General features: G+C 72.9%; 16 protein-coding genes and 1 pseudogene. 7 read left to right on the top strand and 10 right to left on the bottom strand.

The annotated features are described in order from the left end of the window. Positions 1–140 precede the first annotated feature (140 nt). Both VKK44_RS27815 and VKK44_RS27820 read left to right on the top strand, forming a co-directional pair. The gene (locus tag VKK44_RS27815) at positions 141–1,223 is read left to right on the top strand and encodes a Glu/Leu/Phe/Val family dehydrogenase (RefSeq protein WP_343444136.1); all 1,083 of its coding nucleotides are present in this window, start codon (positions 141–143) and stop codon (positions 1,221–1,223) included. A gap of 298 nt (positions 1,224–1,521) precedes the next feature. Beyond that, complete coding sequence (locus tag VKK44_RS27820; RefSeq protein ID WP_107157984.1) at positions 1,522–1,737, top strand: DUF3073 domain-containing protein; 216 nt, start codon at positions 1,522–1,524, stop codon at positions 1,735–1,737. A gap of 146 nt (positions 1,738–1,883) precedes the next feature. On the opposite strand, the gene amcA is transcribed toward VKK44_RS27820, so the two are convergent. The 5 genes from amcA to VKK44_RS27845 all read right to left on the bottom strand — a co-directional run bounded on the left by amcA (position 1,884) and on the right by VKK44_RS27845 (position 6,526). Then, positions 1,884–2,096 carry a multiple cyclophane-containing RiPP AmcA gene (gene amcA, locus VKK44_RS27825; protein ID WP_343444137.1) on the bottom strand — a complete coding sequence of 71 codons (213 nt, stop codon included), beginning with the start codon at positions 2,094–2,096 and terminating at the stop codon, positions 1,884–1,886. After that, on the bottom strand, positions 2,077–3,168 hold the full coding sequence (gene amcB, locus VKK44_RS27830; protein ID WP_343447920.1) for a cyclophane-forming radical SAM peptide maturase AmcB: 1,092 nt from the start codon (positions 3,166–3,168) through the stop codon (positions 2,077–2,079). The genes amcA and amcB overlap by 20 nt, the downstream gene beginning before the upstream one ends. Before the next feature lie 138 nt (positions 3,169–3,306). Next, complete coding sequence (gene purM, locus VKK44_RS27835; RefSeq protein ID WP_343444138.1) at positions 3,307–4,461, bottom strand: phosphoribosylformylglycinamidine cyclo-ligase; 1,155 nt, start codon at positions 4,459–4,461, stop codon at positions 3,307–3,309. A 55-nt stretch (positions 4,462–4,516) separates the two neighbouring features. Beyond that, entirely contained in the window at positions 4,517–6,034 is a 1,518-nt protein-coding gene (gene purF / locus VKK44_RS27840; protein WP_343444139.1) for an amidophosphoribosyltransferase, read from the bottom strand. 168 nt (positions 6,035–6,202) lie between these two features. Next, the gene (locus VKK44_RS27845) at positions 6,203–6,526 is read right to left on the bottom strand and encodes a sterol carrier family protein (RefSeq protein WP_343447922.1); all 324 of its coding nucleotides are present in this window, start codon (positions 6,524–6,526) and stop codon (positions 6,203–6,205) included. Positions 6,527–6,716: 190 nt separating this feature from the next. Here VKK44_RS27845 and VKK44_RS27850 point away from each other — a divergent pair, with 190 nt between their 5' ends. Further along, a complete protein-coding gene (locus VKK44_RS27850; RefSeq protein ID WP_343444140.1) occupies positions 6,717–8,906 on the top strand; it encodes a carboxypeptidase-like regulatory domain-containing protein in 2,190 nt (729 codons plus the stop codon). Positions 8,907–8,994: 88 nt separating this feature from the next. On the opposite strand, the gene VKK44_RS27855 is transcribed toward VKK44_RS27850, so the two are convergent. From VKK44_RS27855 to purS, 4 genes are read right to left on the bottom strand one after another with little or no spacing between them, the layout of a single operon-like run. Then, positions 8,995–9,744: a 2-phosphosulfolactate phosphatase gene (locus tag VKK44_RS27855; RefSeq protein ID WP_343444141.1), complete on the bottom strand. Its 750-nt coding sequence runs from the start codon at positions 9,742–9,744 to the stop codon at positions 8,995–8,997. A 10-nt stretch (positions 9,745–9,754) separates the two neighbouring features. Continuing rightward, positions 9,755–12,541, bottom strand: coding sequence for a phosphoribosylformylglycinamidine synthase subunit PurL (purL, locus tag VKK44_RS27860; RefSeq protein ID WP_343444142.1), 2,787 nt, complete (start codon positions 12,539–12,541; stop codon positions 9,755–9,757). A 52-nt stretch (positions 12,542–12,593) separates the two neighbouring features. Further along, positions 12,594–13,277: a phosphoribosylformylglycinamidine synthase subunit PurQ gene (gene purQ, locus VKK44_RS27865; RefSeq protein ID WP_343444143.1), complete on the bottom strand. Its 684-nt coding sequence runs from the start codon at positions 13,275–13,277 to the stop codon at positions 12,594–12,596. Continuing rightward, the gene (purS, locus tag VKK44_RS27870) at positions 13,274–13,537 is read right to left on the bottom strand and encodes a phosphoribosylformylglycinamidine synthase subunit PurS (protein WP_107157991.1); all 264 of its coding nucleotides are present in this window, start codon (positions 13,535–13,537) and stop codon (positions 13,274–13,276) included. The genes purQ and purS overlap by 4 nt, the downstream gene beginning before the upstream one ends. Before the next feature lie 445 nt (positions 13,538–13,982). Between purS and VKK44_RS27875 the strand changes: the two genes are divergently transcribed. Both VKK44_RS27875 and VKK44_RS27880 read left to right on the top strand, forming a co-directional pair. Then, positions 13,983–14,666 carry a S1 family peptidase gene (locus VKK44_RS27875; RefSeq protein WP_343444144.1) on the top strand — a complete coding sequence of 228 codons (684 nt, stop codon included), beginning with the start codon at positions 13,983–13,985 and terminating at the stop codon, positions 14,664–14,666. Positions 14,667–14,689: 23 nt separating this feature from the next. Then, positions 14,690–15,254, top strand: a pseudogene (locus VKK44_RS27880) (YbjQ family protein). A 106-nt stretch (positions 15,255–15,360) separates the two neighbouring features. Here VKK44_RS27880 and purB read toward each other — a convergent pair. Then, positions 15,361–16,785 (bottom strand): adenylosuccinate lyase, encoded by a 1,425-nt coding sequence (purB, locus tag VKK44_RS27885; RefSeq protein WP_343444145.1) that lies wholly within the window; start codon positions 16,783–16,785, stop codon positions 15,361–15,363. 131 nt (positions 16,786–16,916) lie between these two features. Here purB and VKK44_RS27890 point away from each other — a divergent pair, with 131 nt between their 5' ends. Both VKK44_RS27890 and VKK44_RS27895 read left to right on the top strand, forming a co-directional pair. Further along, positions 16,917–17,657: an SDR family NAD(P)-dependent oxidoreductase gene (locus VKK44_RS27890; protein WP_343444146.1), complete on the top strand. Its 741-nt coding sequence runs from the start codon at positions 16,917–16,919 to the stop codon at positions 17,655–17,657. A 188-nt stretch (positions 17,658–17,845) separates the two neighbouring features. Then, entirely contained in the window at positions 17,846–18,172 is a 327-nt protein-coding gene (locus tag VKK44_RS27895; RefSeq protein ID WP_343444147.1) for a Pepco domain-containing protein, read from the top strand. The last annotated feature ends 1 nt before the right edge of the window (position 18,173 follow it).

The following is an 18,173-nucleotide window of genomic DNA, read 5'->3' on the forward strand; positions in this document are numbered from 1 at the left end:
CGCCGTCACACCGGCGGCGTGACGTGCGCGACAGTACGGTTCCGGCCGATATTAGGCTCAATGGCACCGGCACCATCCCGCCGGCGTGCCACCGAAGGTTCCGCGCCCCACAAGGGCGCACACCGACACAGGAGTCAGCCATGGGCGTATTCGCCAGCACCGACGACCCGTCATCCTCGGGTCACGAGCAGGTCGTGTTCTGCCAGGACAAGCAGTCCGGTCTGAAGGCGATCATCGGGATCTACTCCACCGCGCTGGGCCCGGCCCTCGGTGGCACCCGGTTCTACCCGTACGCCAGCGAGGCCGACGCCCTCGCCGACGTGCTCGACCTGTCGCGGGGCATGGCGTACAAGAGCGCCCTGGCCAACCTGGACCTGGGCGGCGGCAAGGCGGTCATCTGGGGTGACCCGGAGCAGCTCAAGAGCGAGGCGCTGCTGCGCGCGTACGGCCGCTTCGTGGAGTCGCTCAACGGCCGGTACTACACCGCCTGCGACGTCGGCACCTACGTCACCGACATGGACGTGATCGCCCGCGAGACCCGTTACGTCACCGGCCGCAGCGTGGAGCACGGCGGCGCCGGCGACTCCTCCGTCCTCACCGCCTGGGGCGTCTACCAGGGCATGCGGGCCGCCGCCGAGCACGTCTGGGGCACCCCGACGCTGGCCGGGCGCCGGGTCGGCGTGTCCGGCCTGGGCAAGGTCGGCAAGTACCTGACCGCGCACCTGCTGTCCGACGGTGCGGAGGTCGTGGCGACCGACGTCAACCCGCGCGCCCGGGAGTGGGTGCGCACCAACCACCCGCAGGTCACCCTGGTCGACGACACCGCGGCGCTGGTCGCGTCCGACATCGACGTGTACGCCCCGTGCGCGCTGGGCGGCGCGCTGAACGACGAGACGGTGCCGGTGCTGCGGGCCAAGGTGGTCAGCGGCGCGGCTAACAACCAGCTCGCCCACCCGGGCATCGAGAAGGTCCTCGCCGACCGGGGCATCCTCTACACGCCGGACTACGTGGTGAACGCCGGCGGCGTGATCCAGGTCGCCGACGAGATCGAGGGCTTCAACTTCGAGCGGGCCAAGCTGCGGGCCACCCGGATCTTCGACACCACGCGGGAGATCCTGCGGCTCGCCGACGACGAGGGTGTCCCGCCGGCGGTGGCCGCGGACCGGCTCGCCGAGCGGCGGATGGCCGAGGTCGGCCGGCTGCGCACCATCCACCTGCGGTGAAACGGTGCCCGGGGGCGGGTCACCGCCCACCCCCGGGGCCATACCTGCCCGAGTTGGGCGTTAAGCTGGTTTCGGTGCTTACGTAGCAGTTTGCCCGCTGTCACGGCCGGCCCCGGCAATCACCCCTTACCGGGTACACTTTGTGACGGCCGGAGCACTGCGACGCGCAGGCCGGTCGACGGTGACCCGAGGTGCCGAACGGTGGCATCCCCATGTACCGTAAGAGCCACGAGAGATGCCTGACGTCATCGGGGCCCGCCTTCGGGCTGCCCCGCATTCTGTGCGAGGGGGTCGAGCCATGGGGCGCGGCCGTGCTAAGGCCAAGCAGACGAAGGTGGCCCGGGAGTTGAAGTACCACTCCCCGAACACCGACCTAACCGCCTTGCAGCGTGAACTGGCGGGTAGTGGTAAGTCTGAGCACAACTTCGACGACGACTACAAAGAGTATGTCGACGACGATGACGAGGACCACGCAGACGACGACCCGGACCCCTGGGCCCGTCCGACCCGCTGACCTCCGGTCACATCTGAGCACGCGGTAGCCCCCGCGTGCTCACGCATGTGCTCAGCCGGAGCCGGCGGAGCACCGACGATCAGGGACCTGCCGCACCGGGACGCCTCCCCGACTGCGCCGGCAGGTCCTTGATCGCGGCCCGGCGCTCAGCGCGGGCGGTTGTTCCAGTTGTAGAACGTCGGGATGTTCTCGAAGTGGTTCCACGCGCACACCGCGCTGCCGCCGTCGCCGCCCGACGCCTCCGCCCGCAGCAGGCGCGCCGCCTCCGCCTCGTGGAGCAGCGCGGTCAGCCCCGCGGCTACGTCCCGCACCCGGCCGGCGACCGTGTCCCGGTCGGTGTCACTGGTGATCTCGGGCATGCTCCAACACTCCCTCCAGTAGGCGGATCTTGCTGTTGCGGCAGTGCTCGGTCTCCGTACCGTCGAACCGCCCCTGCTCGAAGTAGCGGTTGGCGGCATGGCCCCCGCCGCAGAAACCGAAGTACGCGCAGGACGCCCGGCACGCCTCCACACCGGTGAGGAACTCACCGACCCAGGGCGTCCGCCCGGCCCCGGCGAGGATCTCGCCCAGCGGGGTGACCAGCACGTTCCCGCTGCCGAAGTCGCCGTACCGGGGGTCGGTGAAGCCGGCCAGCTCCGGCGAGAGGACCACCACCGAGCCGTCGTGGCCGACCGTCGGAATCGGGTCGAGCCGGCGGGGCAGCAGATCGTCCGCGGCGCCGGCCAGCACCGCGCCGGCGTACCGCAGCGACCACTCCACCTCGCGCAGGTGGATCCGGGGCTCCCGACGCCAGGCGGCGACCAGCTCCGACCAGAAACCGGTGACCGAGGCGGCGTCCCGGGCGTTCGACCGGGTGTTGACCCCCTCGGTCTCCTCGATGTTCACGCCCAGCACCTCGCAACCCAGGTCGAGGAAGTAGGCGTACAGCTCGTCCGCCAGGCCCGGCTCCGGCCGGGAGACCACCGCCAGGGCCGAGAACGGCAGCCCGTGCCGGCGCAGCGCCGCCACCCCGGCCACGATCCGGTCGTACGCCGGCCGGCCACCCCGGGTGACCCGCTCGCCGTTGCGCGCCCGCGGACCGTCCACGCTCACGCTGACCCGGACCCGGTGCTCGGCGAAGAACGCGCACCAGGCGTCGTCGATGAGCGTGGCGTTGGTCTGCACGTGATGCTCGACCTCCGGCCCGAACGGGGCCAGCAGCGCGGCCAGGTGCTCCCGCCCGGCCGCGAGCGGCTCCCCGCCGTGCCAGACCACGGAGCACCGGCCCCGGGCCGCCCAGCGGTTCACCGACGCCGCCACCGCCTCGGCCACCGCCACCGACATCCGCCGGTCCGCCGCGCGCAGCGGCAGGTAGCAGTAGGCGCAGTCGAGGTTGCACAGCGTGGTCGGCTGCATCACCACGTACGAGGGGACGGCGGCGATGCCGCGCATCCCCCCGGGCGAGCGTGCAGCCATCGACCCCTCCCCCGCGTGCCTAAAAAAACCGAACCTTCAGGCTAGGCGGCGGCGGCCACTCGGGTGAACCCCCGATCAGGTGCCCGGCTGATCAGCGCTGGGTGACCAGCCCGGTCAGCCCCGGGTGTGCTGCCCGACCATCTGCACGTTGCCGGAACCCTCGATGATCTCGCCGGCCTGCCACGCGTCGACGCCGCGGCCGGTCAGGGTGGCCAGCGCGCGGTCGGCGTCCTCGGCGGCGACGATGGCGAACATGCCGACGCCCATGTTGAACGTCGACTCCATCTCCGGGTCCTCGATCCGGCCCTTGGACTGGATCAGGTCGAAGATCGGCTGCGGCTTCCAGGTCGACCGGTTGACCACCGCGTCGACGTGCTCCGGCAGGACCCGGACCAGGTTGCCCGGGATGCCGCCGCCGGTCACGTGGGCCAGCGCCCGCACCTCGGCCTCGGCGATCAGCTTGAGGCAGTCCTGCGCGTAGATCTTGGTCGGGGTGAGCAGCTCCTCGCCCAGCGTGCGCTGGCGGCCGAAGTCGTCGATCACCACGTCCAGCCGCATCCGGCCGGCGCCCAGCAGCACGTGCCGGACCAGCGAGTAGCCGTTGGAGTGCAGGCCGGAGGAACGCATGGCGATGACCACGTCGCCCACCTCGACCCGCTCCGGGCGCAGGATCTCGCTCTCCTCCACCACGCCGACGCCGGTGGCCGAGATGTCGTACTCGTCCGGGCGCAGCACACCGGGGTGCTCGGCGGTCTCGCCGCCCAGCAGCGCGCAGCCGGCGTACCGGCAGCCGTCGGCGATGCCGGCGCCGATCTCGGCGACCCGGTCCGGGACGACCTCGCCGGTGGCGATGTAGTCGAGCAGGAACAGCGGCTCGGCGCCGCAGGCGACCAGGTCGTCGACGACCATGGCGACCAGGTCGATGCCGACCGTGTCGTGGATGTCGAGCTGCTGGGCGATCACCAGCTTGGTGCCCACGCCGTCGGTGGAGGACGCCAGGATCGGGCTCTTGTACTTCTTCGTGTCCAGCCGGAACAGGCCGGCGAAGCCGCCCAGGTCACCCATGACCTCCGGGCGCCGGGTCTCCCTGACCTTCGACTTGAGCAGCTCGACCGCGCGGTCGCCCGCCTCGATCGACACCCCGGCGTCGGCGTACGAGACCGAGCGTTTGCGCTGCGTGCGGCCGGACCCCGCCGACCAGGGCTGGCGGTCGCCGCCGGCGCCCGTCGGGCTGGATCCTGCGCCGCTGCGCTCGGACACGTGCGTCACGGTTCTCCCCTTTGTGGTCCCGCGGGGCCGGAACGCCGGACCCGCGTCGGTGGTGCTACGGGTGATGGGTCGGTGTGGCGACGAGCGGGCCGGTGGGCTCGGCCGCCTCGGCGACGACCCGGCGACCCACTCCCTCGAGCACGTGCTTGCCGATCAGGTTCCCGGCCGGCAGTTCGATCGGGTACTCCCCATCGAAGCACGCCCGGCAGAGTCGGGTCTTCGGCTGCTCGGTCGCCGCGATGAGGCCGGGCAGCGAGACGTAGCCCAGCGTGTCGGCGCCGATCGACCGCCGGATGCCATCGTTGTCCAACCCGTTGGCCAGCAGTTCGGCCCGGGTGGCGAAGTCGATGCCGTAGAAGCAGGGCCAGCTGACCGGCGGCGAGGAGATCCGGACGTGGACCTCCAACGCGCCCGCCTCCCGCAGCAGCCGGACGATGGCCCGCTGGGTGGTGCCCCGGACGATCGAGTCGTCCACCACCACCAGCCGTTTGCCGCGGACGTTCTGCCGCAGCGGGTTCAGCTTGAGCCGCACGCCGAGCGCGCGCAGCGTCTGCGAGGGCTGGATGAACGTGCGCCCGACGTACGGGTTCTTCATCAGGCCCTGGCCGTAGGTGATGCCGGACTCCTCGGCGTAGCCGATGGCCGCCGGGGTGCCGGACTCCGGCACCGGGATCACCAGATCCGCCTCGACCGGATGCTCCTTGGCGAGCTGGCGGCCGATCTGCACCCGCGCCGCGTGCACGTTCCGGCCGGCGATGGTGGCGTCCGGCCGGGCGATGTAGACGTACTCGAAGAGGCAGCCCTTCGGCTCCGGCGCGGCGAACCGGCTGGAGCGCAGCCCGTCCTCGTCGACGGCGATCAGCTCGCCCGGCTCCACCTCGCGGACCACGCTCGCGCCGACGATGTCCAGCGCGGCGGTCTCGCTCGCCACCACCCAGCCGCGCTCCAGCCGGCCGAGCACCAGTGGGCGCACGCCGTGCGGGTCACGCGCCGCGTAGAGCGTCGACTCGTCCATGAAGACGAAGCTGAACGCGCCGCGGAGCTGCGGCAGCACCTCCAGCGCAGCCGCCTCGACCGAGAGGTCGGGCCGGCTGGCCAGCAGCATCGTGACCAGCGACGTGTCGTTGCTCGACCCGTCGGAGTCCAGGCCCCGGGCGGACACCTCGCGCTGCAACTCGGCGGTGTTGACCAGGTTGCCGTTGTGGGCCAGCGCGATAGTGGTGCCGGCGCTGGTGGCCCGGATCGTCGGCTGGGCGTTCTCCCAGGTCGAGCCGCCCGTGGTGGAGTAGCGCGCGTGGCCGATCGCGACGTGCCCGCGCAGGCTGGCCAGGGTCGGCTCGTCGAACACCTGGGCGACCAAGCCGAGATCCTTGTAGACCACCACGCCCGAGCCGTCGCTGACCGCGATCCCCGCGGCCTCCTGGCCGCGGTGCTGGAGGGCGTAGAGCCCGAAATAGGTGAGGTTCGCGACCTCTTCCCCGGGCGCCCAGACACCGAAGACGCCGCACGCGTCCTGGGGGCCGGGTCGCTGGGGGTCAAGGTCGTGGCTCAGCCGGCCATCGCCTCGGGGCACCTGCCGCTCCCTCGTGCTGGGGGGTCTGGACTGGCCTGGCGGAGTCGGGGGGCAGCTCCGCACCGTGGGCCGGGACCGTCGTCGGCCACCAGTGTACGCGAACACACGTCGCCACCGACAGTCACGAACCGTCTGCGGAGCGTGGCTCGGGACGCCCGCGCCGGCCGGTTAAATCGGGAGGTACGCGGAGAGGTCGGCGCGGTTGCCGGAGACCCGTACGCGACCCTCGGTGACCGCCTCGGCCCAGCCGAGCCGTCCGGTGGCCACCGCCAGCCAGGTGGCCGGGTCCATCTCCACCACGTTCGGCGGGGTGCCGCGGGTGTGTCGCGGCCCCGGCACGCACTGCACCGCCCCGTAGGGTGGGACGCGCACCTCCACCGATCGGCCGGGCGCGCGCTCCGTGAGGGCGGTCAAGAGCGTCCGGACCGCCTCCCGGAGCACCGGCCGTTCGGGCGTACGCCCCTCGTCCAGCGCCGCCAGGGCGGCGAGCACCGAGTCGGAATAAGCGCGCGGAGAGGACACGACGGGACGATACGACCCCGCAGGAGGCCACCCGACGCCGGCCCTGGGTAGAGATGATCCGGTCAGACAAGGCATAGTTGCCGACGGCGTAATTCGTACCGTGAGTGATCAACCCGGCCGGACCGGCCGGCGGGAAGATCAGACCCGGAAGGCGGTGGACGTGTCCACACACCGACGTGCCTGGAAGCATCGGGCCGGTGTGGTCGTAGCGCTGGTCTTCGGCGCCCTGCTCACCGTCCCCGCCACACCCGCCCTCGCGGCGAACATCGTCACCGCCGACAACTCCGTGACGATCGAGGCCGGCAAGAGCAGCACGGTCAACGTCTTGGTCCGGCTGGGCGACGGTGAGACGTCCGCCGACATTGACGTGACCGGCCTGCCGGATGGCGTGACCTGTGGGGGCTGCGGTCCGCTCGACTTCGGTGGCCAGCCGACGAAGCAAGTCACCTTGACGCTGTCCGCCGCCGGGAACGCGCCGGATGCCAACGGCAGGCAGGCGAGGATCACGGTCACGGGTGACGGCGGACGTCAGCTCCGGGTCACGGTCAAGGGCGCGGCTGCTCCTCCCCCGCCGCCGCAGCAGCCGCAGACCGTCAAGACGGTCTCCGGCAAGGTGGTCAACTCCGACGGTGAGCCGATCTCCGGCGCGCTCGTCATGCTGCGCGACAGCGCCGGCAAGGAGCGCCGGACGAACACGAACGGCAGCGGCAACTTCAGCTTCAGCGGCTCCGCCGACAACCCGATCGCGCCCGGCCGGATCGATCTGGGCGCCTCCGCGGACGGCGCGACCCCGAGCGCCAAGTCGATCAACGCCGCCGCCGGCCAGTCCGTGACCGGCGTCCGGATCAGCGTGGCGCTCAAGGCCTCGGCCAGCCCGAGTGCGACGCCGTCGGCCAGCGAGTCGGCCCCGCCGTCCGAGGAGGTCACCGAGGACGAGGTCACCGAGGGCCCGGCCACCGAGGCGCCGGCCGCCCAGCAGCCGTCCGCCAACGAAGACTCCGGCGGCTTCGGCAACTGGCTGCTGATCCTGCTCGGCGGCCTCTTCGTCGCCGTCGGCGTGGGCACCATCGTGCTGCTCTACATGCGCCGCAAGAACGACGAGGGCGACGGCGACGGTCCCGACGGGCCGGCCGGTCCGGGTGGCCCGGGTGGGGCGGCGGCGGGCGCGATCCCCGCGGCCCACGGCGCCTACCGGGGCGTGGACGACCAGACCCGGGTGGTCAACGGCATGGGCGCCGGGCCGGCCCCGACCATGGTCGGGGGCGCCGCGATGAGCGAGGCGCCGACCATGCTCCAGCGCCCGGTCGTGGACGACGTCCCGCCGGACCCGTACGGCGCGCCCCCCGGGCCCGCCTACGGCGTCGGAGCGGGGCAGGCCGGCTACGGCTACGGCGACGACGCGCCCGCTCAGGGCGGCTACGGCGGCGGCTACGGCAACGCGCCCTCCTCGGGCGGCGGCTACGGCAACGGCCCGTCCTCCGGCGCCGGCTACGGCAGCCCCGACTACGCGGCCGGTGCGGCCGGTGCGGCCGGCTACTCCGCACCCCAGGGCGGCGGGTACGGCAACGAGCGCTTCGACGAGCCCACCGGCCGCTACACCGGCGACAGCACCCAGTACGCGCCGGCGGCCGACCCGTATCCGACAAGCACCTACCAGCCTGAGCAGGGTCGGGGCTACGACCAGCCCGGCGCGGGTCAGTACGGCCGGGGCACGGAGCAGGCCGACGGCTACGGCGGTGGCTACGGCGCTGCCGACCCGGCGGGTGGCTACGACACCGCTCCGGCGGGCGGCTACGACGGCGGCCGGCAACAGGGCGGCTACGGCGACGCCCCGACCGGCGGCTACGGCGCTGCCCCGACGGGTGGCGGCTACGACAACGCCCCCGCCAGCGGCTACGGCGACGCCCCGGGCTACGGCGACAGTCGGCCGGGCGGCGGCTACGACAACGCTCCGGCCGGCGGCTACGACGGCGGCCGGCAACAGGGCGGCTACGGCGACGCCCCGACCGGCGGCTACGGCGCTGCCCCGACGGGTGGCGGCTACGACGGTCGCCCGCAGGGCGGCTACGACGCCGGCACGGCCGGCGGGGGCTACGGCAACGGCCCCGGCGGCTACGACGGCGGGCACCAGCAGGGCGGCTACGACCAGCGTGGCGGTTACGGCGACGGCTACGGCCAGCAGGGCGGTTACGGCCAGCCCGGCGGGTACGGCCAGGAACCGCCGCAGCAGCGCGGCCCCGGCTACGACAACCAGGGCGGCTACCCCGAGGATCCGGCGCAGCCCGGTCGGGGCCGTGCGGACGGTACGCCGGAGCGGGGCGGGCGACGCCTCGACTGGCTGGACGACTGACCATCTTTCCCGTGCCACCCGTGGCCGTCCGGCTCCTGCCGGGCGGCCACGCTCGTCACCGAGCCCGCCGGTGCCAGGGCGAGGAGGCTCAGGCGGGGGCGAAGTAGCCCTGGCGGAGCACCGGCACCACGTCGGAGACCCCGACCTCGGCGGCGACCTCGACGTCCTCGGCGAACCCGCCCTCGGCGAGTTCCCGGCCGGAGACGCAGCCCCGGACCGCCGCCGGCACGTCGGGCGTGCTGGCCAGCGCCGCCAGCGCCACGGCCGCCTCCACCGAGAGGCCCCCGGGCACGCCGGCCAGGGCGTCCAGCACGCAGGCCGCCCCGAGCTGGTCCTCCACGCCGGGGCGCAGTGACCCGTCGGGCCAGTGCTCACCGGCGGCCACCACGCCCACCGGGGCGTCGCTCGTGCCGTACCCCTGGTGGCGGAGCCATCGCCCGACGGCGCGTGCGTTACGCAGGCACGCCGCCACCACCGGCGTGCCGGTGGCGCTCGCCGCGGCGCTGATCGCCGAGCCGTTGGGCGACGGCAGCACCAGGTCGGCGACCACCGGCGCGGTCCGCAGCGCCGCCGGGGAGAGCGACCACGGATGCTCCGGGGTCGTCTGCCGGCGGCCCACCGCGGCGACCGCGCCCACCCGGCGGGCGTACTCGGCCGCCTGCTCACCCCAGGGGAACGGGTGCACCCGCGAGCCCCGGCTCACCGCCACCTCCACGGCGGTGGTGAACGACAGGACGTCCACCACCACCAGGACGGCACAGACCCGGCCGAGTTCCGCCGCTCCGGTCAGGCCCCAGTCGAACCGGGCCCCGGCACCGGGCTGCGTGAAGACGCCCAAGGTCGCGGCCTCAGCGCTGGTCCGGCTCGCTGGAAGCCGGGCGGGCGTCGCCCGGGGCGGAGCCGGACGGAGACCCGGTGGCCTCCGCCGGGGACGCCTCGGCCCGCGCCGCGGTCGGCTCGTCGGACCCGGCCTTGTCAAGCGCAGGCACCGGACCGGTCGATGCGTCCGCCGCGGTCGGACCGGTCGGCGTCTCCCCGGCTCCGGGCGGGACGTCTCCGGCCGGAGCGGGCCCGGTGCCCGCGTCCGCCCGCGTCGGGCCGCCCGACGGTGCCGGCGCGTGCGCGTCCGGGGCCGTCCGGGCGATCGGCTCCGCGTCGACCTGCGCCGGATCCACCCCCACCGGCTGTTCGGCGGTGGCCGGCAGCACGGTGGTGGTGCCGGTACGGGTCGCCGCCACCTCCACCCGCGCCGCCTCGGCCTCGCCGAAGAGGCGCGGCAGGGTCGCGGCGTGCGTCTCGCGCAGCTCGTCCAGGCCGATCCGGAACTGGCCACGCACCTCCAGCGCACCGCCGGCCGGATCGGTCACGCCGATGTACTCCCACGGCACCCCGCGCTCGGCGCAGAGGGCGGTGAACGCCTTCTCGTGCCCGCGCGGCACCGACACCAGCACCCGGCCGGCGGACTCGCTGAACAGGAACACGAACGGCATGGAGCCGTCGGCGAAGTGCTCCGGCAGGGTGATCCGGGCGCCGACGCCGCGGCGCAGGCTGGACTCGACCAGGCTCTGCGCCAGGCCGCCGTCGGAGAGGTCGTGCGCCGAGCTGACGTGCCCCACCCGGGCCGCCTCGGCCAGCAGCTCGCCGAGCTGCCGCTCGCGGGCCAGGTCCACCTGCGGCGGGATGCCGCCCAGGTGCTCGTGGGTCACCCAGGCCCACTCCGAGCCGGAGAGCTCGACGTGCGTCTCGCCGAGCAGGAAGAGCTGGTCGTGGTCGCCGGCCGGCCGCGGCACGAAGCCCATCGGCACCCGCTGCGCGACGTCGTCGAGCACGCCCAGCACGCCGACCACCGGGGTCGGGTGGATGGCCGCCGCGCCGGTCTGGTTGTAGAAGCTGACGTTGCCGCCGGTCACCGGGATGCCCAGCTCCAGGCAGCCGTCCGCCAGGCCGCGCACGGCCTCGGCGAACTGCCACATCACGCCCGGGTCCTCCGGCGAGCCGAAGTTGAGGCAGTTGGTCACCGCGATCGGCTTCGCGCCGGTCACCGCCACGTTCCGGTACGCCTCGGCCAGCGCCAGCTTCGTCCCGTGGTACGGGTCGAGGCGCGCGTACCGGCCGTTGCCGTCGACGGAGAGCGCGACGCCGAGGCCGCTGCGCTCGTCGATCCGGATCACGCCGGAGTCCTCCGGCTGGGCGAGCACGGTGTTGCCGAGCACGTACCTGTCGTACTGCTCCGTCACCCAGGTCTTGTCGGCCAGGTTCGGCGAGGCGATCATGCGCAGCACGGTCTCCCGGAGCGCGTCCGGGGTGCTCGGCCGGGGCAGCGTCTCGGCCCGGTCGGCCTGGAGCAGGATCAGGTCGGCCGGCTCGCGCATCGGGCGGGCGTAGACCGGCCCGTCGTCGACGAGCGAGCCCGGCGGCACGTCCACCACGAGCTGGTCGCGCCAGGTGATGACCAGCCGGCCCGGTCGGCCGTCCGGCGACGGCGCGGTGACCTCGCCGATGGCGGTGGCCCAGACGCCCCACTTCTCGGCGGTCTTGAGCACCGCCTCCAGCTTCTCCGGCGTGACGACCAGCAGCATCCGCTCCTGGGACTCGCTGGCCAGGATCTCGTGCGGCTCCATCGAGGGCTCGCGCAGCGGCACCCGCTCCAGCCACACCCGCATGCCGGTGCCGGCGGAGGCGGCGGTCTCGGTCAGCGCGCAGGTCAGGCCGGCGCCGCCGAGGTCCTGGATGCCGACGACCAGTTCGGCGTCGTACAGCTCCAGGCACGCCTCGATGAGCAGCTTCTCCATGAACGGGTCGCCCACCTGCACGGACGGGCGGCGCTGCTCGCTGCCCTCGTCGAAGGTGGCGCTGGCCAGCACGGACACGCCGCCGATGCCGTCGCGGCCGGTCCGGGCGCCCATCAGCACCACGACGTTGCCGGGGCCGGTGGCGTCCTTCTTCTGGAGCCGGTCGACCGGCAGCACGCCCAGGCAGAGCGCGTTGACCAGGGGGTTGCCCTGGTAGCAGGGGTCGAAGACCACCTCGCCGCCGATGTTGGGCAGGCCGAGGCAGTTGCCGTAGCCGCCGACGCCGGCCACCACGCCGGGCAGCACGCGGGCGGTGTCCGGGTGGTCGGCCGCGCCGAAGCGCAGCGGGTCCATCACGGCCACCGGGCGGGCGCCCATGGCGAGGATGTCGCGGACGATGCCACCGACGCCGGTCGCCGCGCCCTGGTACGGCTCGACGAAGCTCGGGTGGTTGTGCGACTCGACCTTGAAGGTCACCGCCAGCTCGTCGGAGACCCGGACCACACCGGCGTTCTCCCCGATGCCGGCGAGCAGCCGGTCGCTCGGCGGCGCCTTCTCGCCGAACTGGCGCAGGTGCACCTTGCTCGACTTGTAGGAGCAGTGCTCGCTCCACATGATCGAGTACATGGCCAGCTCGGCCTGGGTCGGTCGCCGGCCGAGGATGTGCCGGATCCGGTCGTACTCGTCGTCACGGAGACCGAGTTCGGCGTACGGCTGAAGCTCCTCCGGCGTGCCGGCGGCCTGCGGGACGGTGTCGACGCCCGGGGCCCAGTCGTCGGTCGGGCCGGCCTGCGGCGTCACGCCCTGCGGCTCCCGCAGGGCCGGATCCGGATGGATGGTCATGACATCTCCTTGCTGCGCTCGCCGTCGGGACGGCGGGTGAGCCGACCGATGGTCACGCCGGTGCTCCCACCAGGTGCTTGAGCACCGAGGTGAAGAAGCCGAGGCCGTCCAGGGAGGGACCGGTGAGCGCCTCCACCGCGTGCTCGGGATGCGGCATGATGCCGACGACGTTGCCGGCCTCGTTGGTGATCGCGGCGATGTCGCGCTGCGAACCGTTGGGGTTGCCGCCGAGGTACCGGGCCACGACGCGGCCCTCGGCCTCCAGCCGGTCCAGCGTGGCGGTGTCGGCGACGTAGCAGCCCTCGCCGTTCTTGACCGGGATGAGAATTTCCTGGCCCGGCTGGAACGCGTTGGTCCAGGCGGTGCCGGCGGCCTCGATCCGGAGGACCTGGTCCCGGTTGCGGAAGTGCAGGTGCTGGTTGCGGGTGAGCGCCCCGGGCAACAGATGGGCCTCGCAGAGGATCTGGAAGCCGTTGCAGATGCCCAGTACGGGCAGGCCACCACGGGCGCCGTCCACGATCGTCTCCATCACCGGCGCGAACCGGGCGATGGCACCGCAGCGCAGGTAGTCGCCGTAGGAGAAGCCACCGGGCAGGACGACGGCGTCCACCCCGTGCAGGTCCGGGTCGCCGTGCCAGAGCCGCACCGGCTCGGCGCCGGCGATCCGGACGGCCCGGGCCGCGTCCCCGTCGTCGAGCGAGCCGGGGAAGGTCACCACACCGACCCGGGCGGTCACGAGTGCGCGCCCGCGGTCTCGTCGGCCTCGACCACGCGGACCGTGAAGTCCTCGATGACCGGGTTGGCGAGCAGCTTGTCGGCGATCTCACGGGCCCGGTCCAGGTCCGGTTCGCCGGTGAACTCGATCTCGATCCGCCTGCCGATCCGGACCGAGGCGACGTCACTGACGCCGAGTCGGGGCAGTGCGTTTGCGACGGCCTGGCCCTGCGGATCGAGGATCTCGGGCTTGAGCATGACGTCGACGACGACGCGAGGCACTGGGCACTCCTGACTGTGTACGCAGTTGGGTGCCGGCCCACAAACGGCCGAGCGCAGCCAGCCTACCTGGCAGATACCGCCCCACCCGCACCGGCCGGGGGCAGTTCGGGCGGTGGAGGGCGGGACCCGGAGGACCGTTGCGCGTTCGTTGCGGCGTCGATACGCATTCGTTGCGCGGCACTCCGGTCGAGAGGCTTGGACAACCGCCCTCACCAGGCATTTCGTCGCGTATCGCTCGGCCGGCGGGCTGGTTTCCGACCGCGGCCCGCCACGCCCGAGCCATCGCTCCGGATCGATCAATGTCTTGTGACGGGACTCGCCCCGGCCGTAGCATGCATCGTCAGATGTCGATGTTGATGATCGACCTCTGCCGCCGGTCCACCCCGCCCGGCGGATGCCCATCCGCGCCCGGCAACCCCGGGTGTCCGCGCAGAAGGAGCCCCACATGCGCCTCCGTCCCCTGCTCGCCGTGCTGACCACCGCGCTGGCCGGCGTGCTGGCCACCGCATCCGGCGCCGGTGCCGCGCCGGCCGGCCCGCAGCCGATCATCGGCGGGAGCACCGTCTCGTCCGCGCCGTGGGCCGCGGCGGTCTTCAGCAACGGCTCGTTCACCTGCTCCGGCAGCGTGATCGCGTCCCAGTGGGTGCTCACCGCCCGGCACTGCGTCAGCGGCACGATGTCGGTCCGGGTCGGCAGCGTCTACTACGCCTCGGGCGGCGTCACCCGGACCGTGAGCGCGTCCTACACCCGCAACGACCTGGCCCTGCTCCGGCTCTCCAGCACGGTCAGCACCTCCACCGTGTCGCTGGCCAGCAGCAACCCGCCGGTCGGCTCCACCAACTCGATCTACGGCTGGGGCATGACCTGCTACAGCGGCTGCGGCGCGTCGCCCCAGCTCAAGACCGCCAGCGTCCAGGTGACCAGCACCAACGCCACGGACGCGTACGGCGGCCAGGCGATCCGGAGCACCCGGATCAACGGCAACGCGTGGCGGGGCGACTCGGGCGGCCCGCAGTTCTACAACGGTCAGCAGGTGGGCGTGGCCTCCACCGCCGACGGCTCCAGCATCCAGAACTACGGCAGCGTCGCGTACAACCGGTCCTGGATCACCTCGGTGGCCGGTGTCTGACGGTTGGTGCCGAAGCGGCGCGGATGGCCGGGAGTCGCCCGGCCGTCCGCGCCGCGCCGTTTTGCAGCATCCGGTCGGGTGCCCACGGCACGCGAACCCCCTCCGCCGGGGGCTGACAGCATCGACACCGTGCTGGTCGTGACGACGGATCAACTGCCCGGCTACGAGATCCGCCAGATCCTCGGCGAAGTGGTCTCCTCGATGGCGAGGACCCGCAACCCGTACCGCGAGGGGGTCAAGAACCTGCGCGGTGGCGCCTACGACCCGATGGCCCCGGACAACCTCACCCGGTGGCGGACCGACTCGGTGGCCCGGTTGGGTGAGGAGGCGCAGCGGCTCGGCGCGAACGCGGTGATCGGCATGCGTTTCGACAGCCGCGACTGCGGTGAGATGTGGATGGAGATCTGCGCCTACGGCACGGCGGTGATCGTCGCGCCGAAGACACCCGACGTCATGCCACCCGACCAGCCGATGATCGCTGCCGAAACGGCCCACGACCCGGAGATCGCCAGCGCCCCCGGCGGCATCGCCGAGCCGGCCAGCGCCCCCAACCTGTCCACGGCCGCCGAAACCCCCACCGGCCCCTGACCCAGCGTCTCGGCGCCGTCTTGTCGCTGCTGATTCACGGAAAGTGCGGCCATCGAGCGCGAAATAGCCGCACTTTCCGTGAATCAGCGGGCACCGGAGAGATCGGTCAGAGGATGGGAGGCGGGGAGTAGGCGGCGGCCTCGGGGTGGGACTGGACGATCTTGGTAACGCGGGCGACCAGGTGGGACACCTGGGTCTCCGCCGCGCCGGTGAACGTGTTGCGGTCGGCGACCAGCGCGTCGATGTCGGCCCGGGTCAGGTTCAGGCGGCCGTCGGCGGCCAGGCGGTCGAACAGGTCGTTCCCGGCCGCGCCCTGCTCCCGCATGGCCAGCGCCACGGCCACCGCGTGCTCCTTGATGACCTCGTGCGCGACCTCCCGGCCGACGCCCCGACGCACGGCGGCGACCAGGATCTTCGTGGTGGCCAGGAACGGCAGGAAGCGCTCCAGCTCCCGGTTGATCACCGCCGGGTACGGGCCGAACTCGTCCAGCACCGTCAGGAACGTCTGGAACAGGCCGTCGGCGGCGAAGAACGCGTCCGGCAACGCCACCCGCCGCACCACCGAACAGGAGACGTCCCCCTCGTTCCACTGGTCGCCGGCCAGCTCGCCGACCATCGACAGGTAACCCCGGATGATCACGGCGAAGCCGTTCACCCGCTCCGAGGAGCGGGTGTTCATCTTGTGCGGCATCGCGCTGGAGCCGACCTGCCCCGGCTTGAAGCCCTCGGTGACCAGCTCCTGCCCCACCATCAGCCGGATGGTGGTGGCCAGCGACGACGGCGCGGCGGCCACCTGCGCCAGCGCGGAGAGCACGTCGAAGTCCAGCGAGCGCGGGTAGACCTGCCCGACGCTGTCCAGCACCCGGGCGAACCCCAGGTGCCCGGCCACCCGGCGCTCCAACTCGGCCACCCGGTCGGCGTCACCGTCGAACAGGTCGAGCTGGTCGGCGGCGGTGCCCACCGGCCCCTTGATCCCGCGCAGCGGGTAGCGGCCGATCAGGTCCTCCAGCCGCTCGTACGCGATCAGCAGCTCCTCCGCGGCCGACGCGAAGCGCTTGCCCAGCGTGGTGGCCTGCGCCGCGACGTTGTGCGAGCGGCCGGTCATCACCAGGCCGGAGTATTCGCCCGCGTGCCAGGCCAGCCGCGCCAGCGTGGCGACCACCCGGTCCCGGACCAGCTCCAACGACGCGCGGATCTGGAGCTGCTCGACGTTCTCGGTGAGGTCCCGGGAAGTCATCCCCTTATGCACGTGCTCGTGCCCGGCGAGCGCGCTGAACTCCTCGATCCGGGCCTTCACGTCGTGCCGGGTGACCCGCTCGCGCGCCGCGATCGAGGCCAGGTCGACGTCCTCCAGCACCCGCTCGTACGCCTCGACCACCCCGTCCGGCACCGGCACGCCGAGGTCCCGCTGGGCCCGGAGCACCGCCAGCCAGAGCCGGCGCTCCATCCGCACCTTCTCCTCCGGCGACCAGAGGGCGACCAGCTCGGGCGAGGCGTAACGGTTGGCGAGCACGTTCGGGATCGTCGTCACGTACCTCATTCTCCCGTACCCGCCCGCGGCGCTCCCGGCCGCACCGCCCCCCACCGGTGCCGGCCGACCGCCGACCGGGGGACTGGCTAAGGTGATCATCCTGCTCAATCGACTGACGGGAATGGGGAAGAGTGTCCAGACCTACCGGCAAGGTCGCCCTGGTCACCGGCGGAAGTCGCGGCATCGGCGCCGCCGTCGTACGCCGCCTGGCCGAAGACGGCGCACACGTCGCGTTCACCTACCGCACGGCGGCGGACAGCGCGAAGGCAGTGGTCGCCGACGTCGAGGCGTACGGCCGCACCGGCCTGGCGATTCAGGCCGACAGCAGCGACGCCGCGGCGGTGATCGGGGCGGTCGAGCGGACCGTCGCCGAGCTGGGTCGGCTGGACATCCTGGTCAACAACGCCGGGGTGTTCGCGGCTGCCCCGATCGAGGAGGTCGGGCTCGACTACCTCGACCGGGCCATCGCCGTGCACGTCCGAGGGGTCTTCCTGGCCACCCAGGCGGCGGTACGCCACATGGGCACCGGCGGGCGGATCATCAACATCGGCAGCAGCTTCGCCAGCCGCGTCCCGGCTGCCGGCGTAAGCGTCTACACCATGACCAAGAGCGCGGTCAACGGCCTGACCAGGGCACTCGCCCGGGAACTCGGCCCGCGCGGGATCACCGTCAACCTCCTGCTGCCCGGTTCCACCGACACCGACATGAATCCGGCGGACAGTGTCGGCGCCGAAGCGCAGCGGGCGCACATCGCCCTCGGCCGGTACGGGACGCCGGAGGATGTGGCGGCGACGGTCAGCCACCTGGTGGGCGACGGCGGGCGGCACATCACCGGCGCGTCGATCGCCATCGACGGCGGTACCACCGCCTGACCGGGAAGCCCGGGGCAGCGGTCGCGGTTGGCGACCGCTGCCCGCCGGCCGCGCAGCCGGCGATCAGGCCGTCCCGGGCGGTCGTTCCGGCGGGATGTCGACGATGCGACAGTCACGCTACGGCGCGAATTCCACGGATATGCTGTCCGCCCTCCGTCAATGATCCTCGATCCGGGAAGGCGTCCCCGATGTCCCAACCCGTACCCGATGTCGACACGCTGCCCTTCCTGGTGTCCGTGGAAGTGGCGGACGACCCGGACACCATGGGGTTGTTCCGCAAGGGCGAACGGGAGGTGGCGGTCCGGCACATCCCGATCGCCGTACTCCGGGAGAGCGTCCGGCACACGGTGGCCGCGCTGCGCACGGTCTTCGACGAGGTGGCCGAGGAAACCGGGCGGCTCCGGCTCGCCGAGGCGCAGTTCAGCTTCGAGGTGTCGGCCAAGGGCGGCCTGAACCTGGTCGGTACGACCGAGATCGGCTCCAAGGGCACGGTCACGCTGACGTTCCGGGAGTAGC

Source organism: Micromonospora sp. DSM 45708, assembly GCF_039566955.1.
Classification (GTDB): domain Bacteria; phylum Actinomycetota; class Actinomycetes; order Mycobacteriales; family Micromonosporaceae; genus Micromonospora.

Coding starts and splice junctions, on each gene's coding strand:
- VKK44_RS27875 (WP_343444144.1), top strand. CDS start 13,983: ATGCGCCTCCGTCCCCTGCTCGCCGTGCTGACCACCGCGCTGGCCGGC.
- amcB (WP_343447920.1), bottom strand. CDS start 3,168: ATGCGCGGCATCGCCGCCGTCCCCTCGTACGTGGTGATGCAGCCGACC.
- VKK44_RS27820 (WP_107157984.1), top strand. CDS start 1,522: ATGGGGCGCGGCCGTGCTAAGGCCAAGCAGACGAAGGTGGCCCGGGAG.
- purL (WP_343444142.1), bottom strand. CDS start 12,541: ATGACCATCCATCCGGATCCGGCCCTGCGGGAGCCGCAGGGCGTGACG.
- VKK44_RS27815 (WP_343444136.1), top strand. CDS start 141: ATGGGCGTATTCGCCAGCACCGACGACCCGTCATCCTCGGGTCACGAG.
- VKK44_RS27895 (WP_343444147.1), top strand. CDS start 17,846: ATGTCCCAACCCGTACCCGATGTCGACACGCTGCCCTTCCTGGTGTCC.
- amcA (WP_343444137.1), bottom strand. CDS start 2,096: ATGCCCGAGATCACCAGTGACACCGACCGGGACACGGTCGCCGGCCGG.